Consider the following 16,711-nt stretch of genomic DNA (forward strand, 5'->3'; position numbering starts at 1 on the left):
AATCCTGTTGTGTCGTGCCTACGACGCGCTTATTTGCGGTCCTGCAACTTCACGTAGTGCGCGTCCTTCTCGCCGGTGTAGACGCTGCTGGGGCGCAGCAGGCTGTTGTCCTGGCTGTACTCGATCACGCTGGCGCACCAGCCGCTGATGCGGGCCAGGGCAAAGATCGGGGTGAAGAACTCCTTCTTGATGCCCAGGTCGCTGTACACCGTGCCGCTGTAGAAGTCCACGTTGGGGTAGATGCCCTTGTCACCCAGGCGGTCCACCACCGTCTTCTCGATGGTTTCGAGAATCTGGTAGTAGTTGCTCTTGCCTTCCTTGTTCGCCACATGCTCGGCGTAGTCGCGCAGCACGCGGCTGCGGGGATCGAAGTTCTTGTAGACGCGGTGCCCCACGCCCATGATCTTTTCCTTGTTGTCCAGCTTCTTGCCGATGTACGCCTCGGCCTTGTCGGGCGTGCCGACCTCGTCGAGCATGTCCATCACGGCCTCGTTCGCGCCGCCGTGCAGCGGTCCCTTCAGGGCGCCGATGGCAGACGTGATGCACGAGTACATGTCGCTGAGGGTGCTGGAGGTGGCGATCGCCGTGAAGGTGCTGGCGTTCATGGCGTGATCGACGTGCAGCACCAGCGCGATGTCGAACAGGCGCGACTGCTCGGCGGTGGGCTCGGTGCCGGTCAGCATATACAGGAAGTTGCCCGCGTGGGTCAGGTCCATGCGCGGCGCGACCATCTCCTGGCCCTCCTGCGTGCGGCTGATGGCGGCGATGATGGTGCTGAACTGCGCGATCAGGCGAACCGTGATGGCGCGGCGGGCCTCCGGGGTGATGTCCTCGGACTGCGGGTCCAGCAGGCCCAGGTAGGACACGGCGGTGCGCAGCGCCTGCATCGGGTTGATGCCGCGCGGCATGTCCTGGATCACCTGCTGAAGCTGCTGCGGGATGGCGCGGTTTTCCTTGAGGTGCGCGTCGAACTGCGCCAGTTCCGTGGCGGTGGGCAGCTTGCCTTCCAGCAGCGCCAGCGACAGTTCCTCGAAGGTGCTGTTCTCGGCCCACTCCTGAATCGGAATGCCCAGATGCAGCAAAATCCCTTCCTCGCCGTTGATGAACGTCAGCTTGCTCTCGGTGAATTTAACGCCTGCCAGGCCCTTGGCGATTTCAGTCATGATGCCCGAGGATAGCACCGCCGCCCTGTTCGATCAGAGTCGGGTCACGTTCCCGCCGGGGTGACAACCTTCATGTCAGCCCTAGAATGCCCGGCGATGACCGCCCATTCTCAAGTCGTTCTGGCCCTCGACACTGCCACCCCACACCTGACGCTGGCCCTGCGCTGGAAGGACGGCAAAGTGGCGTCTTCCAGGGAGGTGGGCCGGGCGCACGCCGAGGAATTGCCCGCCGCCACGCGCGAACTGTTCGCCCAGTCCGGTCTTCCCTTCCGCGCCGACCTGCTCGTCATTGGCACTGGCCCCGGCTCGTATACCGGCGTGCGCGTGGGGGCCAGCTACGCGCTGGGGCTGGGCCGGGTGTGGGGCGCGGGGGTCCGCGGCGTGCCCACCCTCGAGGGGCTGGTGCGGGGCGACGGTCCGCAAGGCGTCTCGCTGGACGCCCGCAAAGGCAACATCTACGGCGCGGTCTATGACGTGTCGGGCGGCGCGGTGGACAGCGTGCGTCACGCGCCGCAGAAATTCAGTCTGGAGGAGTTCCAGGCGCTGCTCGGCCCGCTGCCCCACCACTCGGACCTCGCACCGGACGGGTTGGCGCTCCTGAAAGCCGGACTGAGGCATGGGCAGGAGCACTGGGCGCTGGCCTACCTGTAATCCCTGACCAGTTCCTCGCTCAGCGTCCACAGCCGCGCGGCACTTTCAGGGTCCAGCGCGTAGGGCTTGTACCCGAATCTCGGATCGGGATTTTGCGCGTCCAGCGGCGTGCTTTGCTGAATGTCCTCCAAAAACAGTCCGCCCACCCCTTCCAGTTGCGGTGAGGTGGCGGCCCACACGGTGGTGGACGCGCCTTCTTCCGTGGTTTTGAACACGGCGTTCAGCTTGCCCGACTCGTCCTGCCAGCCCATCGCGCGCTGCTCTTCCAGCGGGACAAACTTCTGCAACCCGGTCATGATGCCGCCGGGGTGAACTGCATTGGCCGTCACGCCGCGCGCCCCGTACTGCTGCGTCAGGCCCACGGCGAACAGGGCGTTGGCGGTCTTGCTCTGGCCGTAGGCGGCCCAGCGGTCATACGGGCGGCGCCCGAAGTTGAGGTCATCCCAGACGATGTCGCTGCGGCGGTGGCCGCTGCTGCTCAGGGCCACCACGCGGGCGGGGGCGGCGGCCAGCAGCGCGGGCATCAGCAACTGCGTCAACAGGAAGTGGCCCAGGTGGTTGGTGCCGAACTGTGTCTCGAAGCCGTCGGGGGTCTGGCCCTGCGGCGTCGCCATGATGCCCGCGTTGTTGATCAGGATATGAATGGCGGGAGCTGCCGCCAGAATCCGCGCCGCCCCCTCGCGTACCTGCGCCAGCGAGGCGAGGTCCAGCTCGATGACCTGGGCGTTCTGGTTGCCCGTCGATTCCCGCAGTTCGGCGGCGATCTTCTCCCCTTTCCCGGTGTCCCGGACAGCCAGGATCACCGACGCTCCCGCCGACAGCAGCGCGCGGGCCGTCTCCACCCCAATGCCGGAAGAGGCGCCAGTAATCACGGCGGTCTTGCCGTTCAGGTCAAGTCCCTGAACGACTTCCAGGGCGGTGGCGCGCGGCGCGAGTGGGCTGGCGATGGTCGTCATGGGACCGAGCTTACGCCCCCAGGAGGTGAACAACGGGCAGCAGCCAGCCCTCCAGATCAGAAGGTGGCCGCTGCCTGCCCGCAGAGCAATCAGCTCGTCGGCTGGCTGATCCCCTTCAGGGCCGTCTCGTCCACGCCCGTGTGTGCCCGCACGGCCAGATCGCCGAGGCTGACGATACCCACCACCCGGCTGCCCTCGGTGACGGGCAGACGGCGAAGCTGACGGTGCGACATCTCGCGGGCGGCTTCCTCCACCGTGGTGTCGGCAGTCATGGTGAACACGTCGCCGGTGGCGTAGTCGCTGGCCGGGGTGCCGAAATCGTGACCGTAGGCCACCGCGCGCACCACGATGTCGCGGTCCGTGATGATTCCGGTCAGCAGGTCGCCGTCCATGATCAGCACGTTGCCGATGCCCTGTTCCTTCATGTGGGTGGCGACCTCCTTAAGGGTGGCGCCGGTGTCCACCGTCGTCAGGTCCGGGGTCATGATGTCCTTGAGAGTGGTCATGAGCCACCCTAGCCCGTCAGCGTAGGGGGGCCGTGGGGAGGCGCTAAAGAAACGGGAAAGGGAGAGGCGCAACTGGCCTCTCCCCCCTTGATCAACCTGTCTCGCTCAGCGCATCAGCCAGTCGAAAGCCGTCTTGACCAGGGCGTTCCGGCTGCCCGGGGTCAGGCCTTCCAGGCCGAAGCCCATGTTGACGGTGCGGTAGCGGCCCGCGTCGTTGGCGACGATGGCCCCGGCGTTTTCACCGGCGCTCTGGGCGCTGACCCGGCCGCCGCGCGCGGGCTGGCTGGCCTGCTGGCCGCTGGTGCCGAAGATCTGGCCCAGCGCGGTGCCGATGATCTTGCCTGCCAGCTGCTCGACCAGACCGCGCGGGTCCTGCTGCTTCTGGGCGGCGCGGCCCCGGTTGGGGTCCACCTTGATGCTCTGGGCGCTGATGGTGCCGGCATTGGCATTGGCGCTGCCCCACGAGGCGACGGTGGCGCTGCCGCCCAGATCGGCGATCACGTCGGGGTAAACCTGATTCTGGGCGCTGCCCGCCGCGTTCAGGGTGTAGGCGGTGTTGCCGAACGGTCCGCTGGTCACGAATTTGGCGGTGCCGCTGCTGTCGGCCACCAGCCGGGACTTGAGGACGCTGCGGTAGAAGTCGCCCTCGCCGATGTCGTAGCCGATGTCCTGGCCGGTCACCAGCAGCCGTCCGCCGCCCGACAGGTACTGGCGCAGGGTGTTCTGATCGGCGGGGGTGATGGTGTTCTGGTACTGCTCGCCGCTGGCCCAGATCACGATGTCGGCCTTCTGCATCTCGCTCAGCGGGGCCGGGCCCTGCGACTGCACGTTCCACACGAAGGCGCCGCCGCTGACCGCGTTGGACTTGAGGGCGTCGCGCAGCGCACCCGTCACGTCCGTGCCCACGCCCATGTCGTCATCGACCAGCAGCACGCGGGGTTTGCCGGCCGTGGGAGCGGGCGTGGGTTTGGGAGCGGGCGTCGGGGCCGGGGTGGGCTTGGGCGCAGGCACCGAGGAGCCGGGCACCGGCTTGATAAAGCAGCCCTTGAACTTGCCCACGGCGGGATCGCGGCCCCACTCGGCGACGGTGCAGTTGAACCCGTCGGTGCCGGTGCCGGTCAGGTACTGGCCCTCGGTGCCGAAAGCGGCCAGCCGCTGCCCGCTGAAGTTGCACTTCTGGCCTTCCAGCGCGCACAGTTCGTACCCGGCCGGGCCGGTAGGCGTCTTGTTGGTGGCGGGCGGAGGGGTGGGCGTCGGCTTGGGGGCCGGAGTCGGCGTGGGCGCTGGGGTGGGCTTGGGAGCCGGCGTTGGGGTAGGGGCCGGCGTGGGAGTGGGGGCCGGGGTGGGTTTGGGTGTCGGCGTCGGGGTGGGTGTTGGCGTCGGCGCTGGTGCAGGCGTCGGCTTGGGCGCCGGGGCCGGAGCGCTCACGCTGACGCCCAGCTTACCCAGCGCTCCGGGCAGGCTGATCAGGCCGAAGCCCACGTTGTTGTTCTTGCTGCCCGCGTTGCTGGCACTGGTGTACAGGGCGTTCTTGATGCTGTCCACGCTGCTGCCCGGCTTGGCCGACAGCATCACGGCCACCGCGCCCGCCGTGATGGGGCTGGCCTGCGAGCTGCCGCTCTTGGCGCCGTACTTGCCGCCCGGAATGGAACTGGTGATGTCCACCCCCGGCGCGGCGATATCGGGTTTGACGAAGACCCCGTTGATCTTGCCGCTCCAGGCTACCGGTCCCCGGCTGCTAAAGCTGGCCACGTTGCCGCTCTGGTCCACCGCGCCCACCCCGATGGCGTCGGGCAGGTTGCCGGGGCTGCCGGTGCTGGCCGACGCCGGGCCGAAGTTGCCGATGGCGAACACCGGCACCACGTTGGCCTTGAGCATGTTCTCCAGCGGCACGATGAACTCGTCGTAGGTGCCCGGAATCCCCAGGCTCATGTTCACCACGTCCGCACCGTCGTCGGTGTCGGCGTTGTTGTCGGGGTCCAGCACGTACTGCATCCCGGCGATCACCTCGGCAAACGTGCCCTCGTTGTTGGGCAGCACCAGCGCGCTGATAATTTTGGCGCTGGGGGCCACCCCTACCGTGTCACCCACCAGCAGCCCCGCCGTGTGGGTGCCGTGATCCGCGCTGTCGTGCGGCTGGCTGTTGACGCGGTTGCCCTCCGCGTCGAACTCGGCGAAGGCGGCGATCTTGCCCTGGAGTTGCGGGTGGTTGGGATCGATGCCGCTGTCCAGGTGGCCGATCTTGATGCCCTGCCCCTTGAAGCCGGCGGCCCAGGCCTGCGGCGCGCCGATCTTGGCCAGGTGCCACGGCTCCCCGGCGGCGGCGGCCGAGGCGCTCAGGGCCACCGCCCGCTGCGGCTTGGGAATCTGCACCTTGAAGTTCTCGAACACGTCGGTCACGAACGGCAGCGCGGCCAGGGCGCGGGCCTGCACCGGGGTCAGCGGCAGGAAGATGCTCTGGTCCAGCCACAGCGAGGTGGCCTGACCGCTCTTGATCGCGCTGGCCAGGAAACCGGCCGCCGAGCCCAGCTGATCCAGCCGCCCGTTGAGCTGCGCGCGCAGGTTCTTGAGCTGCGCCCGGCCCCGCGCGTCGTTGCCGAACTGGAAGCGCACGATCACGCCCACCTTGGTCTGGTCACCGCGCTTGGCGCGTTCCAGCAGCGTGGGCGACAGGCCCGCCGCGCCTGCCGAGGAGAGGGACAGGCCGCCCAGCAGCAGGGCCGCGCCCAGCATCAGGCTCTTTTTCTTCAGAGGCATCGTCATGAGGCTCAGCGTAGCCGCCCGCCCATGACGGCCCCTGAACACGGCGTGAGGAATCCTTAAAGTGCCGTCAGGGCCGCATCAGTCTGATGGCGGGGGCGTCGGGAACGTCCGGGGGCCGTGCGCGGCGTCGTCTCCGGTGCCCGTAGGGCCATCTTCCTCCCCTTGGCCCTTTGCTGAGACAGCGGTGGGGGGGGCGGTCAGCGGTCGTAGCCGATGATGATCTCGCCCTCGGTCAGCTTGCGGTTGATCATGCTGGTGCGGCTGTAATTCAGGATGATCAGGCCGCTTTCCAGTTCCAGCAGGTTCAGGGTCGCCCGGACGCCATTGCCGGCGGTGGCGTCGCTGCCCAGCAGCTTCCACTGAAAGCCGCTGCGGACGGGCAGCACCCGGTCCGGGGCGGTGCTGGGTACCACGGGAGTGGGCAGGGCGCTGTAGCCTTCCGGGCCGCGCAGCTCGCCCGTTCGCAGATTGATGCTCAGGCCGTCCAGCACGTTGTTCAGGGCCGGATTGCTGCCGAACACCACGCGGCCGGAATCGCGCGTCAGCGCCAGCCGCGCGGTCTTGCTGGAGGACACCAGCACCTCCTGGAACACCAGGTAGCGCCGGTAGTCCTCCTCGGAGATGCCCAGGCGCGGGTCATAGGGCGCGCGCACCCCCCGGCTGGCGCTGACAATCACCTGATACAGCGCGTCGGCGCTGCCACCCACCCGCTCCACGCGCATGCGCAGATCCACGGTGGACAGGCTGGGACGCTTTTCCATGATGGTCACGTTCTGCCCCTGCAGCGGCAACAGCGCCGACAGCCGGGCCAGCCCCACGTTGCCCAGCGGCGGCGCGACATCGGTCTTCACCGCCGCCCCCAGGGACGCCAGAAGCAGGAGAAATGGAAGTGTCCGCGCCGCCTTCATGCCAGGGTCGAGCATAGGGCGGGCGGGTGAGAACTCGTGTGTGGAACGCTCACCTGGGCATCAGCCAGGGCAGCCCCGGCACGGCCCGGCAAGGGCGCTGGCCCCGCGACACCCACACCGCAAAAGGCGAGGCGAGCCCACAGCCCCGCCTCGCCCCTCAGCCCGCCGGGTTACGCCTTGCCGACGCTGCCCAGCACGCCCATCTTGTGCTCGATCACCTGCGACATCACGTCGCGGGCGCGGCCGAAGATCTTGCGCGGGTCGAACTCCTTGGGCGTGGCCTGCAACACCTCGCGGATGCCCACGGTGCTGGCCAGCCGCAGATCGGTGTCCACGTTGACCTTGGCGATGCCGAACCCCGTGGCGCGCTGCAGATCCTCGTCGGCAATGCCCGCCGCGTCGCCGATCTCGCCGCCCGCCGCGCGGAAGCGCTCGATGATGTCCTGCGGCACGCCGCTGGAGCCGTGCGCCACCAGCGGAATGCCAGTCATGCCCGCGATCTTCTCGATGCGCGCGTGATCGATGTAGGGGCGGCCCTTGCCCTTGAACGCGCCGTGGCTGGTGCCGATGGCAATCGCCAGGTAATCGGTGCCGGTCTGCTCGATGAACTGCACGGCTTCCTCGGGATCGGTCAGGAAGGCGTCCTTCTCGTCCACGACGATGTGCTCCTCGATGCCGCCCAGCCGACCCAGCTCGGACTCCACGCTGATGCCCATGGCGTGCGCGGCCTCCACGACGCGGCGGGTCTCCTTGACGTTGTCGGCGAAGTCGTGGTGCGAGGCGTCGATCATCACACTGGTAAAGCCCATGCGAATGGCGTTCAGCGCCGACTCGTAGGAGGAGCCGTGATCCAGGTGCAGGGCCACCGGCACCGTGGCGCGGTGGGCCATGTCCTTGACGATGTTGGCCAGATCCTGGCCGCCGTACTTGATGGCCCCCTCGCTCATCTGCACCATCACCGGGCTGCGCAGCCGCTCGGCAGTGTGGATGATCGCCTGGGTGATCTCCATGTTGTTGGTGTTGAACGAGCCGACGCCGTACTTGCCGGCGCGGGCGGGAATCAGAATGTCGTTACCGGTGACGAGCATGGTTGCCTCCTTATAAGCCCCTCTACTGTACCCGGCCTGCCGAAAAAGAGGCCAGGACGTTTGGACACGGTGAGCCGTGGGGAGCCACTCTGGCCTTTCCAAGCCCCAGGCGTAGCATGAAAGGCATGACCCCCGCCCGCCCGGCCCCCGACTTCACGGCCCTGTTCTCAGCCCGCGCCCGGCGCATGAACGCCAGCGCCATCCGCGAGATTCTGAAGGTCACGCAGCAGCCAGACATCATTTCTTTTGCTGGAGGCCTGCCCGCGCCGGAGCTGTTTCCGCTGGAGGAGGTCAGAAGGGCCGCCGACGCCGCGCTGACCCGCTACGGCCCCGCCGCCCTGCAGTACAGCACCACCGAGGGCCATCCACCCCTGCGCGAGTGGATCGGGGCCAGGGCCGGGATTCCCGCCGCCAACGTGCAGATCATGACCGGCAGCCAGCAGGCGCTGGACTTGCTGGGTAAGATCCTGATCTCGGAGGGGGACACGGTGCTGGTGGAGGCGCCGACGTACCTGGGCGCCTTGCAGTCCTTCCAGCCGTACGGCCCCCGCTACGTGCAGCTGCCCACCGATGACGGCGGCATCGACGTGGACGCTCTGGCAGAGTTGCTCCAGACCACCCCGGCCAAACTGCTGTACGCCGTGCCCAACTTCCAGAACCCCACCGGGCGCACCCTGGACGCCCAGCGCCGCCGCCGCCTGGTGGAGCTGACCGCCCAGTACGGCGTCCTGGTGATCGAGGACGATCCCTACGGTCAGCTGCGCTTCTCCGGCGAGCCCGCCCCCAGCCTGTACGAACTGGGGCTGGAGTACGCCGGGGACGTGGAGGCCAACCACATCCTCTACTGCTCCAGCTTTTCCAAGACGCTGGTGCCGGGCCTGCGCGACGCCTGGGTACAGGCCGCCGCGCCAATCGTTTCCAAGCTGGTGCAGGCCAAGCAGGGCGCGGACCTGCACACGCCCACGCTGAATCAGATGATCGTGACCGAACTGCTGGACGAGGTGCTGCCGCGCCAGATCGAGACGGTGAGGCGGGCCTACGGCCAACGCGCCGCCGCTATGCTGGGGCACATCGGAGAACAGTTTCCGGGCGGCGTGCAGTCCACCCGTCCCGAAGGCGGCATGTTCCTGTGGGTCACGCTGCCGGAAGGAATCGACAGCACGCGGATGCTGGAGCGCGCGCTGAGCCGCAACGTGGCCTACGTGCCGGGCAGTCCATTCTTCGCACTGGGCGGCGGCGAGAACACCCTGCGTCTGAGCTACAGCAGCGCGACGCCGGAGCAGATCGAGCGCGGCATCGCGGCGCTGGGCGAGACGATCCGCGAGGCGCTGGACTGATGGGCGAGGCCACAGCCGCCGTGCTGGCCGAGGTGGGGGCCGAACGGCAGCGGCAGGACGCGAGGTGGGGCCAGCAGGATCACGCGCCGGAGGTGTGGCTGATGGTGCTGGCCGAGGAGGTGGGCGAGGCGAACCAGGCCGCGTTCGAACATCTGTTTCCTCGCTTCGACAAACACGCGGCGCAGCGTGGCCCGCGCAGTCTCGCAGACTACCGCCGGGAACTCGTGCAGGTGGCGGCGGTGGCTGTGGCCGCGATTGAAAGCCTGGATCGCCAGAGTGGATCTGCCCCGAGCTGATCTGCCCAGAGCTGATCTATCATCGGCGGCATGAGTCGCGCGGCCCCCATCGGTGTGTTCGACAGCGGCGTGGGCGGCCTGAGCGTGCTGGCCGAGTTGCGCCGCCTATTGCCCCACGAGGATTTCCTCTATCTGGCCGACACCGCGCACCTGCCCTACGGCGCGCGGCCCGGCGAGGAGATCCGCGAGTTGACCGGGCGGGCCGTGGCCGAACTGCACGCCCGCGGGGTGAAAGCGGTGGTGGTGGCGTGCAACACGGCGTCCGCATACAGCCTGGAACACCTGCGCGCCCGCTTCGACATGCCGATCATCGGGCTGGTGCCGGCCCTCAAACCCGCCGTGGCCGCCACGCGGACAGGCGTGGTGGGCGTCCTCGCCACCCCCGGCACGCTGCGCGGCACGCTGCTTCAGGACGTGATCCGCACTTTTGCCGAGCCGGCGGGCGTGCGCGTGCTGACCGCCGTGAGCGCCGAATTGGTGCCGCTGGTGGAGGCCGGGCAGGCGGACGGGGAACGCACGCGGGCGGTGCTGCGCGAGGTGCTGGCGCCCATCGCCGAGGCGGGCGCGGATGGACTGGTGCTGGGCTGCACGCATTACCCGTTTCTGGCGGGCAGCATCCGGGCCGAATTCGGCCACGCCTTTGCCCTGCTGGACAGCGGCGCGGCGGTGGCCCGGCAAACCCGCAACGTCCTTCAGGGGAGTGATCTGCTGAACACCCATCAGGCCCAGGGCGCGGTGGCCTCTTTCGTGACCGGAGACGTGGAGGCCGCCCGCCCGGTGTTCGCGGCCCTGAGCGCAGACCAGGCCGAGCCTGTGCATCTGGCGGCAGTCAGCGCGTAAGCTGCGGGCCATGTCGTCTCCCTCTGGCCCCCACAAGCTGCCCATTCGTCAGGGGCGTGACCTTTTGGAGCCCCGGCCCCTGACCGTGCGGCGCGGCGTCAACCCCTACGCGCCGGGCAGCGCGCACCTGACGCTGGGACGCACCGAGATCCTGGCGACGGTCACGCTGGAGGACAAGCCCGCCCCGCACATGCGCGGCAAAAAGGAGGGCTGGCTGACCGCCGAGTACGCCATGCTGCCGCGCGCCACGCATGACCGCACGCCCCGCGAGCGCGGCCTGCAAAACGGGCGGCGGCACGAGATTCAGCGCCTGCTGGGCCGGGCGCTGCGGGCCAGTATGGACTTGCGCCCCTTCCGGAATCAGACCATCTACGTGGACTGCGACGTGCTGGTGGCCGACGGCGGCACGCGGGTGGCGAGCATCCTGGCGGCGCACGCGGCCCTGCACGATTTCTGCGACCGGCGGGTCACGGCGGGCACCCTGAGCGAGTGGCCGCTGCGGCACGCGGTGGGGGCCATCAGCGTGGGCTACGTGGGCCAGGAGCTGCGCGTGGATCTGGACTACGCCGAGGACAGCACCGCGCGGGCCGACCTGAACGTGGTGGCCACCGAAGCCGGATTGATCATCGAGGCCCAGGGCGGCGCCGAGGACGGCCCGCTGAGCGTGGCGGACTACGTGGCTCTGCTGGAGGCGGGCACGGCGGCAGTGCAGGGCGTGCTGAAAGAGATGGGACGGCAACTGGCCGCAACCAAAGGCTAGAGCATTTGTCCGAATTGCTGCATCAGAAAAAAGACTTCTGATGCCTCCATTATCCCAAATGCTCAGCAAAATTCACTCACTCCGTTCGGCCAAAAGCAAACAACACTTTTGACAAATGCTCTAGAACGGGGCAACTCTCAATTCATCTTCATGGCGGCCCCGTCCAGGCCCGGTTCCCTGCGCTAAACTCCAGAGCATTCCCAAGGAGGATCACCATGAGCGGAGCGAAATTCATCGGGCGGGCGCTGCTTGCCAGCATCTTTATCAAGAACGGCCTGGAACACCTGCAAAACCCCGATCCCGTGGTGCGTGCGGCGCGTGGGGCCGAGATCCCGCAGCCCGAACTGGCCGTCCAGATCAACTCCGGCGTGATGGTGGGCGCGGGCGCGCTGCTGGCGCTGGGCCTGTTCCCGCGTCTGGCGGGCACCGCGCTGGCCGCCAGCCTGGTGCCTACCACCGTCATCGGCCACCCGTTCTGGGACAAGCAGGGCAAGGAGCGCGAGCAGCAGCAGACGCAGTTCCTGAAGAACCTGGCACTGTTCGGCGCGTTGATGTACGTCAGCGGCCACGACTGAGCGCAACGGGGCAACGGCAACGTCGCAAGCCTGGGTAAAGGCCCGCCTTGCCACGCCGCCCCATGACCTCCATACACTCGGGCCATGACGAAAAACGATTCGGCCCCTGACCGGCAGGGCGGTCTGCCTGACGATCTGGGCAACGACATGAGCGAGCGCAGCGGGTACTACGACGAATCCGAAACCGGCATGACCGACACGCCCATTGGCCGTGAACGCCAGCCGCCCGAGGCGGTGCCGGAGCATCCGAAAGACACCGACGATTCGGGCACCACGTTCGATGCGGACACCGGGACGGGACGGGAGTTGTAGCCATAGGTAGGCCCCGCACTAGACATCGGGGAGGCGTGGAGGCACTTTTGGCCGCTGCGCCTCCCTTTACACTGCCGTTTGCCATGGCCGTCTCCTCCCTGCCCCCGCACACCCTGTCCGTCGCGCCGATGATGGACTGGACGGATCGCCACTGCCGCGCCTTTCACCGCACGCTGACCCGCCGTACGCTGCTGTATACCGAGATGATCACGACGGGTGCGGTTCTGCACGGCGACCGCGAGCGGCACCTGGCCTTCGGCGAGGCCGAGCATCCGGTGGCCCTGCAACTGGGCGGCAGCGACGCGGCGGCGCTGGCCGAGTGCGCCCGCATTGCCACCGATTACGGCTACGACGAGATCAACCTGAACTGCGGCTGCCCCAGCGACCGCGTGAGCAGCGGTTCTTTCGGCGCGTGCCTGATGGCCTCGCCGGACGTGGTGGCCCGCGCGGTGGAGGCCATGCGCGGCGCCACCACGTTGCCCGTTACGGTCAAGCACCGCATCGGCATCGACGATCTGGACAGCTATGGACACCTTCAGCATTTTGTGCGGACGGTGGCGGCGGCAGGCTGCGAAACGTTCATCGTCCACGCGCGCAAGGCTTGGCTGTCGGGCCTTTCGCCAAAGGAAAACCGCGAGATCCCACCGCTGCGCTACGACGTGGTGCAGCAGCTCAAGGCCGACTTTCCGGAACTGACGGTGGTGCTCAACGGTGGGCTGCTGTCGCTGGACGACGCGGCCACCGCGTTAACGTGGGCCGACGGCGCGATGATCGGACGGGCGGCGTACCAGACCCCCTACATCCTGGCCACCGCCGACCGCGACGTGTTTGGCGAGGCTATGACGCCGCCCACCCGCCGCGAGGTCATCGAGGCCTTTCTGCCCTTCGTGGCCGCCGAACTGCGGTCGGGTCAGCCCCTGAACCGCATGATGAAGCACACCCTGGGCCTGTTTGCCGGGCAACCGGGCGCGCGGCACTGGAAACGCACCCTGAGCGAGGGGGGCCACCGGCCGGGCGCGGGGCTGGACGTGGTGCGGGCCGCGCTGGCCGGCGTGCCCGACGAGGTGCTGGACGCCCATCCCGATACGTTAACAACCCAGGCACTGCAGCCGCTGGCAGGCTAAGGAAGCCGCCGGATCAGGTCAGCCCCGCGCCGGGGTTACCTGAGCGTGACCGGGCCGCCAAACGTGGCCGAAACGTTGAACTGCTCGGGCAGCACCTCGTCGAAGCTGCTCAGGTTACTCGGCATGGCCGTGATCCAGCCCTCGTAGGCCCCAGCAGGAACAGCGGCGCCCACCGTCAGCGTGGCGGGCAGGGCCGTGGCGTACACCGAGACCGACCGGGAATCATTCGTCGGTTCCGTGCCCTGGCTCCGCAACCGGGGGCCAGGCAGGGCCGAGGTCTGCAACATGCGCTTTGCCACATAGGCGTACAACCACCCGGCTCCAGCCGGCAGCTCGCCCGCAAACGTCACGTCTCTCCCCCTGAGCGTCGCCGAGGCCCCGCCCACAAAGCCCAGCGCCGCCTCAGGGTCCGGCAGGGACGCCGTGGTGGTGTAGGTCACGCCGTTCTGGACCAGGCTGGCCCGGTACTCGCCCGACGGGTACTTCGTGGCGTCCGCCTCGGCCCACCAGCATGCCCGTTCCACGGCGTTCTGGGACAGGGGGCAGGTCAGGCGTTCATCGCCCGGAGCGGTGACCGTATACGTCGACGCCTGCACTGCCTCAGCCTCGCTCTCGGGGCGGTAGCGGACCACGACGAAGCGCCCAGGCGCGGCCCCCGCTGCCTGCAGGTTCCACACGTAGGTCCCCACCGCCACTTCCAGACCGTAGGTCGTGACCAGCATGGTGGCGGTGCGGCCCGCCGCGCTGGCAGTGAGTTCCACCGGCCGACTGGTGGCCGTCAGGCGTTTGACCGTCAACTGACCCTGTCCATCCACGCTGATCACGTTGGGCTGGCTGGACGTATAGGTGACGGTGGCGGGGATGGGATCGCCGCTAAGACCGCGCAGCACGGCGGTCAGGCTGGCCGGGGCGCCGACAGCCAGCGACGTCTGGCCCTCCAGATCAAGGGTGGCCGGAGGGGACTGGACGCCGCCGCAGGCACTGAGAACGGCGGTCAGCAACAGGACGGCGGGCAACAGCACTCTGGACATACGGGCTCCTTACTTGTGCCCAGCATAGAGCGGTCCAGACTGCCTGCAGCACCCCCATTTCCCACCCCGTTGGGGGTACGCCGGACAGAATGAACTGCGAACCATTACCAAAGTGTCCAGGAGAACTACGGGCGGCGCGGCTCAGCCTTCAGCCTCGGCCAACGCGCGCTCGATGCGGCGGTCTGGAATCACCCAGCTCAGCCCCACGCCCAGCAGCAGTAGCCCCGCCACATCCGCCGCCGCCTGGCCCAGCAGCGGCAGCAGCAGCGCCACGACGTAGGCTGCCGTGGAGGCCTTTTCTTTCAGGCCGCCCCGCACGGCCCGTGCCAGCAGGCTGTTGTGCTGATCGGCGCGGATCAGCGCCTGCTGAAGAAGGGCGAACGCCACCGCGCACATCAGCAGATCGAAGGCGTACACGCTGAGTGGTGTGGGGGCAAAACGACTCTCCCCCACCCAGGCCGTGAGCCAGGGCAACAGCGACAGCCAGAACAGCAGGTGCAGGTTGCCCCACAGCACCGGGCCGTTGATCCGCTGCACCGCCTGAAACATGTGGTGGTGGTTGTTCCAGTAGATGCCCACGTACAGGAAACTGACCACATAGGCCAGAATCTTGGGCCAGGCCCTGAACAGATCCGCCAGCTCATGGCCCTCCGGAACGGCCAGTTCCAGCACCATGATCGTGATGACAATGGCGAGCACCCCGTCGGAAAACGCCTCTATCCTGCCCTTGTTCATCTGTGCAGCTCCCAGAGAATGATACTGGTCAGGCGGCAAATGACCACGCGTCCCCTACAAAAGCAGCACAGGCGGTGGACGCAAGGCCGCCGGACCGGTGCCAGAAAAAAGCCAGCCCTGGTGGGGGCTGACTCGGGAAGCTGGGGAGATGGGGGGCCGTGGGGCCTCATACGGATTCCGCTTAATTCCTTGAACCTTCGGGAAAGCGCCGAAGATTCAATCCATACGTGGAACCCGTATTCTTTCCTGCTCGCGTCCGCTCGGATTTCAAGGTTTTTGCAAACCTTTCAATCGGAATCCGTATCAGGCGGCGCCCACCTTCTCGGCGATGATGCCCTCGATGTAGCCCACCACGCTCTTGAGGGGCACACGGGTCAGCACGTCTTCCAGGAAGGCGGTGACCAGCATCTTCTCGGCCAGTTCCTGGCGGATGCCGCGCGAGCGCAGGAAGAACATCTGTTCCTCATCCACCGGGCCGGTGGTGCTGCCGTGGCTGCAGCGCACGTCGTTGGCGTTGATCTCCAGCTGCGGCACGCTGAAGTTGCGGGCCTCGCTGGACAGCATCAGGGTGCGGTGCTTCTGGTAGGCGTCGGTTTTCTGGGCGCCCAGATCCACCTTGATCATGCCGGAGAACACGCCCACGCTCTGATCGTCGCCCACGCCCTTGTACAGCAGGTCACTGTAGGCGTTGGCCGCCGCGTGGTGTTGCAGCGTGTAGTGATCGAAGTGCTGATCCTCGTTGGCAAAGTACAGCGCCAGCATCTCGGAGTTCGAGCCCTGGCCCAGCAGGTGGCTCTGCATTTCTGTGCGGCTGAGGGTACCGCCCATCGTGACCACCAGGCTGTTCAGGGCTGCGTCCTTGCCCACCTGCCCGCGCTGGCGCTGGATGTGGGTCACGCCCTTGCCCCAGTTCTGGATGGACACGTAGCGCAACCGTGCGCCGTCGCCCACCACCAGTTCCACCGCGCCAATCGCGTAGGTGCCGGGCAGTTCCTCGGAGTCCTGCTCGTCGATGAACGTGACGCTGGCGTTTTCCTCGGTCACCACCAGCGTGCGGGTGGCGGTGAAGGTGCCGGCCTCGCTCATCACGCGGAAGGAGCCCAGCGGCAGCTCCACGTCCACGCCGCGCGGCACGTACACGAAGGCGCCGTTCGTCCACAACGCGGCGGCCAGCGCGGAGAACTTACCCTCGCTGGGATCGGGGGACTTGCTGGGGGTGGTACCGGGGGCGGCGATGGTGGTGTCATCCGGCACTTCGGCGGGCACCACGCTGTAGAGGTACTGCTGCACCTTGTCGGCGTGCTGTTCCACGGCGGTCTTGAGATCGGTGAAGATCACGCCCTTGGCGGTCAGTTCGGCGGGCAGTTCAGTGCGGTAGACCACGTCGGGGCCGTCCAGCACCAGGAAGGCGCCCACGTCGGTGCCCTTCAGGCGCTTCTGCACGCTTTCAGGCAGCTTGGAGATGTCGGAGACGACTTCGCGCTTGGGGTGGGGATTGAGCTTGGAAAAGTCCACGTTGACCTGGGTGTACTTCCAGGCTTCCACACCGCTGTGCGGGACTTCCAGGGTGTCGAACAGGTCAAAGCTGGCTTTGCGCTTGGCGGTCAGCCATTCGGGGCCGCCGTGCTGGGAGAGTTGTTCGCTGAGTTGGGTCATGGTTCCTCCT

The 16,711-nt window shown here is 67.6% G+C and carries 17 protein-coding genes; 8 read left to right on the forward strand and 9 right to left on the reverse strand.

What is annotated here, in order from left to right; all coding sequences use genetic code 11:
- Nucleotides 1-29: 29 nt before the first annotated feature.
- On the reverse strand, nt 30-1,163 hold the full coding sequence (locus tag FHR04_RS01635; RefSeq protein WP_039685122.1) for a citrate/2-methylcitrate synthase: 1,134 nt from the start codon (nt 1,161-1,163) through the stop codon (nt 30-32).
- Nucleotides 1,164-1,259: 96 nt separating this feature from the next.
- Here FHR04_RS01635 and tsaB point away from each other — a divergent pair, with 96 nt between their 5' ends.
- Nucleotides 1,260-1,814 carry a tRNA (adenosine(37)-N6)-threonylcarbamoyltransferase complex dimerization subunit type 1 TsaB gene (gene tsaB, locus FHR04_RS01640; protein ID WP_139400305.1) on the forward strand — a complete coding sequence of 185 codons (555 nt, stop codon included), beginning with the start codon at nt 1,260-1,262 and terminating at the stop codon, nt 1,812-1,814.
- On the opposite strand, the gene FHR04_RS01645 is transcribed toward tsaB, so the two are convergent.
- From FHR04_RS01645 to fba, 5 genes are all read right to left on the reverse strand, one after another.
- The gene (locus FHR04_RS01645; protein WP_139400307.1) at nt 1,805-2,770 is read right to left on the reverse strand and encodes an oxidoreductase; all 966 of its coding nucleotides are present in this window, start codon (nt 2,768-2,770) and stop codon (nt 1,805-1,807) included. The genes tsaB and FHR04_RS01645 overlap by 10 nt on opposite strands.
- An 89-nt stretch (nt 2,771-2,859) precedes the next feature.
- On the reverse strand, nt 2,860-3,276 hold the full coding sequence (locus FHR04_RS01650; RefSeq protein WP_039685127.1) for a CBS domain-containing protein: 417 nt from the start codon (nt 3,274-3,276) through the stop codon (nt 2,860-2,862).
- A 105-nt stretch (nt 3,277-3,381) separates the two neighbouring features.
- Nucleotides 3,382-6,039, reverse strand: coding sequence for a S8 family peptidase (locus tag FHR04_RS01655; protein WP_476699015.1), 2,658 nt, complete (start codon nt 6,037-6,039; stop codon nt 3,382-3,384).
- Nucleotides 6,040-6,236: 197 nt separating this feature from the next.
- Nucleotides 6,237-6,890 carry a hypothetical protein gene (locus FHR04_RS01660; RefSeq protein ID WP_249038919.1) on the reverse strand — a complete coding sequence of 218 codons (654 nt, stop codon included), beginning with the start codon at nt 6,888-6,890 and terminating at the stop codon, nt 6,237-6,239.
- A 227-nt stretch (nt 6,891-7,117) separates the two neighbouring features.
- Nucleotides 7,118-8,035 carry a class II fructose-1,6-bisphosphate aldolase gene (gene fba / locus FHR04_RS01665; RefSeq protein WP_139400311.1) on the reverse strand — a complete coding sequence of 306 codons (918 nt, stop codon included), beginning with the start codon at nt 8,033-8,035 and terminating at the stop codon, nt 7,118-7,120.
- A 125-nt stretch (nt 8,036-8,160) separates the two neighbouring features.
- On the opposite strand from fba, the gene FHR04_RS01670 reads away from it, so the two are divergent.
- From FHR04_RS01670 to dusA, 7 genes are all read left to right on the forward strand, one after another.
- Nucleotides 8,161-9,372 carry an aminotransferase-like domain-containing protein gene (locus tag FHR04_RS01670; RefSeq protein ID WP_139400313.1) on the forward strand — a complete coding sequence of 404 codons (1,212 nt, stop codon included), beginning with the start codon at nt 8,161-8,163 and terminating at the stop codon, nt 9,370-9,372.
- Nucleotides 9,372-9,668: a nucleoside triphosphate pyrophosphohydrolase family protein gene (locus tag FHR04_RS01675; protein ID WP_139400315.1), complete on the forward strand. Its 297-nt coding sequence runs from the start codon at nt 9,372-9,374 to the stop codon at nt 9,666-9,668. Before FHR04_RS01670 ends, FHR04_RS01675 begins: the two co-directional genes overlap by 1 nt.
- A 30-nt stretch (nt 9,669-9,698) precedes the next feature.
- Nucleotides 9,699-10,508, forward strand: a complete 810-nt coding sequence (murI, locus tag FHR04_RS01680) for a glutamate racemase (RefSeq protein ID WP_139400317.1) — start codon at nt 9,699-9,701, stop codon at nt 10,506-10,508.
- Nucleotides 10,509-10,518: 10 nt separating this feature from the next.
- Nucleotides 10,519-11,268 carry a ribonuclease PH gene (gene rph / locus FHR04_RS01685; RefSeq protein ID WP_139400319.1) on the forward strand — a complete coding sequence of 250 codons (750 nt, stop codon included), beginning with the start codon at nt 10,519-10,521 and terminating at the stop codon, nt 11,266-11,268.
- A 215-nt stretch (nt 11,269-11,483) separates the two neighbouring features.
- Nucleotides 11,484-11,843 (forward strand): DoxX family protein, encoded by a 360-nt coding sequence (locus FHR04_RS01690; protein WP_139400321.1) that lies wholly within the window; start codon nt 11,484-11,486, stop codon nt 11,841-11,843.
- Nucleotides 11,844-11,927: 84 nt separating this feature from the next.
- The gene (locus FHR04_RS01695) at nt 11,928-12,155 is read left to right on the forward strand and encodes a hypothetical protein (protein WP_139400323.1); all 228 of its coding nucleotides are present in this window, start codon (nt 11,928-11,930) and stop codon (nt 12,153-12,155) included.
- Between the two features lie 83 nt (nt 12,156-12,238).
- Nucleotides 12,239-13,279: a tRNA dihydrouridine(20/20a) synthase DusA gene (dusA, locus tag FHR04_RS01700; RefSeq protein ID WP_139400325.1), complete on the forward strand. Its 1,041-nt coding sequence runs from the start codon at nt 12,239-12,241 to the stop codon at nt 13,277-13,279.
- A gap of 35 nt (nt 13,280-13,314) precedes the next feature.
- Here dusA and FHR04_RS01705 read toward each other — a convergent pair whose 3' ends face one another.
- The 3 genes from FHR04_RS01705 to sufD all read right to left on the reverse strand — a co-directional run bounded on the left by FHR04_RS01705 (nt 13,315) and on the right by sufD (nt 16,701).
- Complete coding sequence (locus FHR04_RS01705; protein ID WP_139400327.1) at nt 13,315-14,310, reverse strand: hypothetical protein; 996 nt, start codon at nt 14,308-14,310, stop codon at nt 13,315-13,317.
- 141 nt (nt 14,311-14,451) lie between these two features.
- Nucleotides 14,452-15,045: a TMEM175 family protein gene (locus FHR04_RS01710; protein ID WP_139400329.1), complete on the reverse strand. Its 594-nt coding sequence runs from the start codon at nt 15,043-15,045 to the stop codon at nt 14,452-14,454.
- Nucleotides 15,046-15,348: 303 nt separating this feature from the next.
- Nucleotides 15,349-16,701, reverse strand: a complete 1,353-nt coding sequence (sufD, locus tag FHR04_RS01715) for a Fe-S cluster assembly protein SufD (protein WP_139400331.1) — start codon at nt 16,699-16,701, stop codon at nt 15,349-15,351.
- Nucleotides 16,702-16,711: the final 10 nt, after the last annotated feature.

It is taken from the genome of Deinococcus radiopugnans ATCC 19172 (genome assembly GCF_006335125.1).
In the GTDB taxonomy this organism is placed as follows: domain Bacteria; phylum Deinococcota; class Deinococci; order Deinococcales; family Deinococcaceae; genus Deinococcus; species Deinococcus radiopugnans.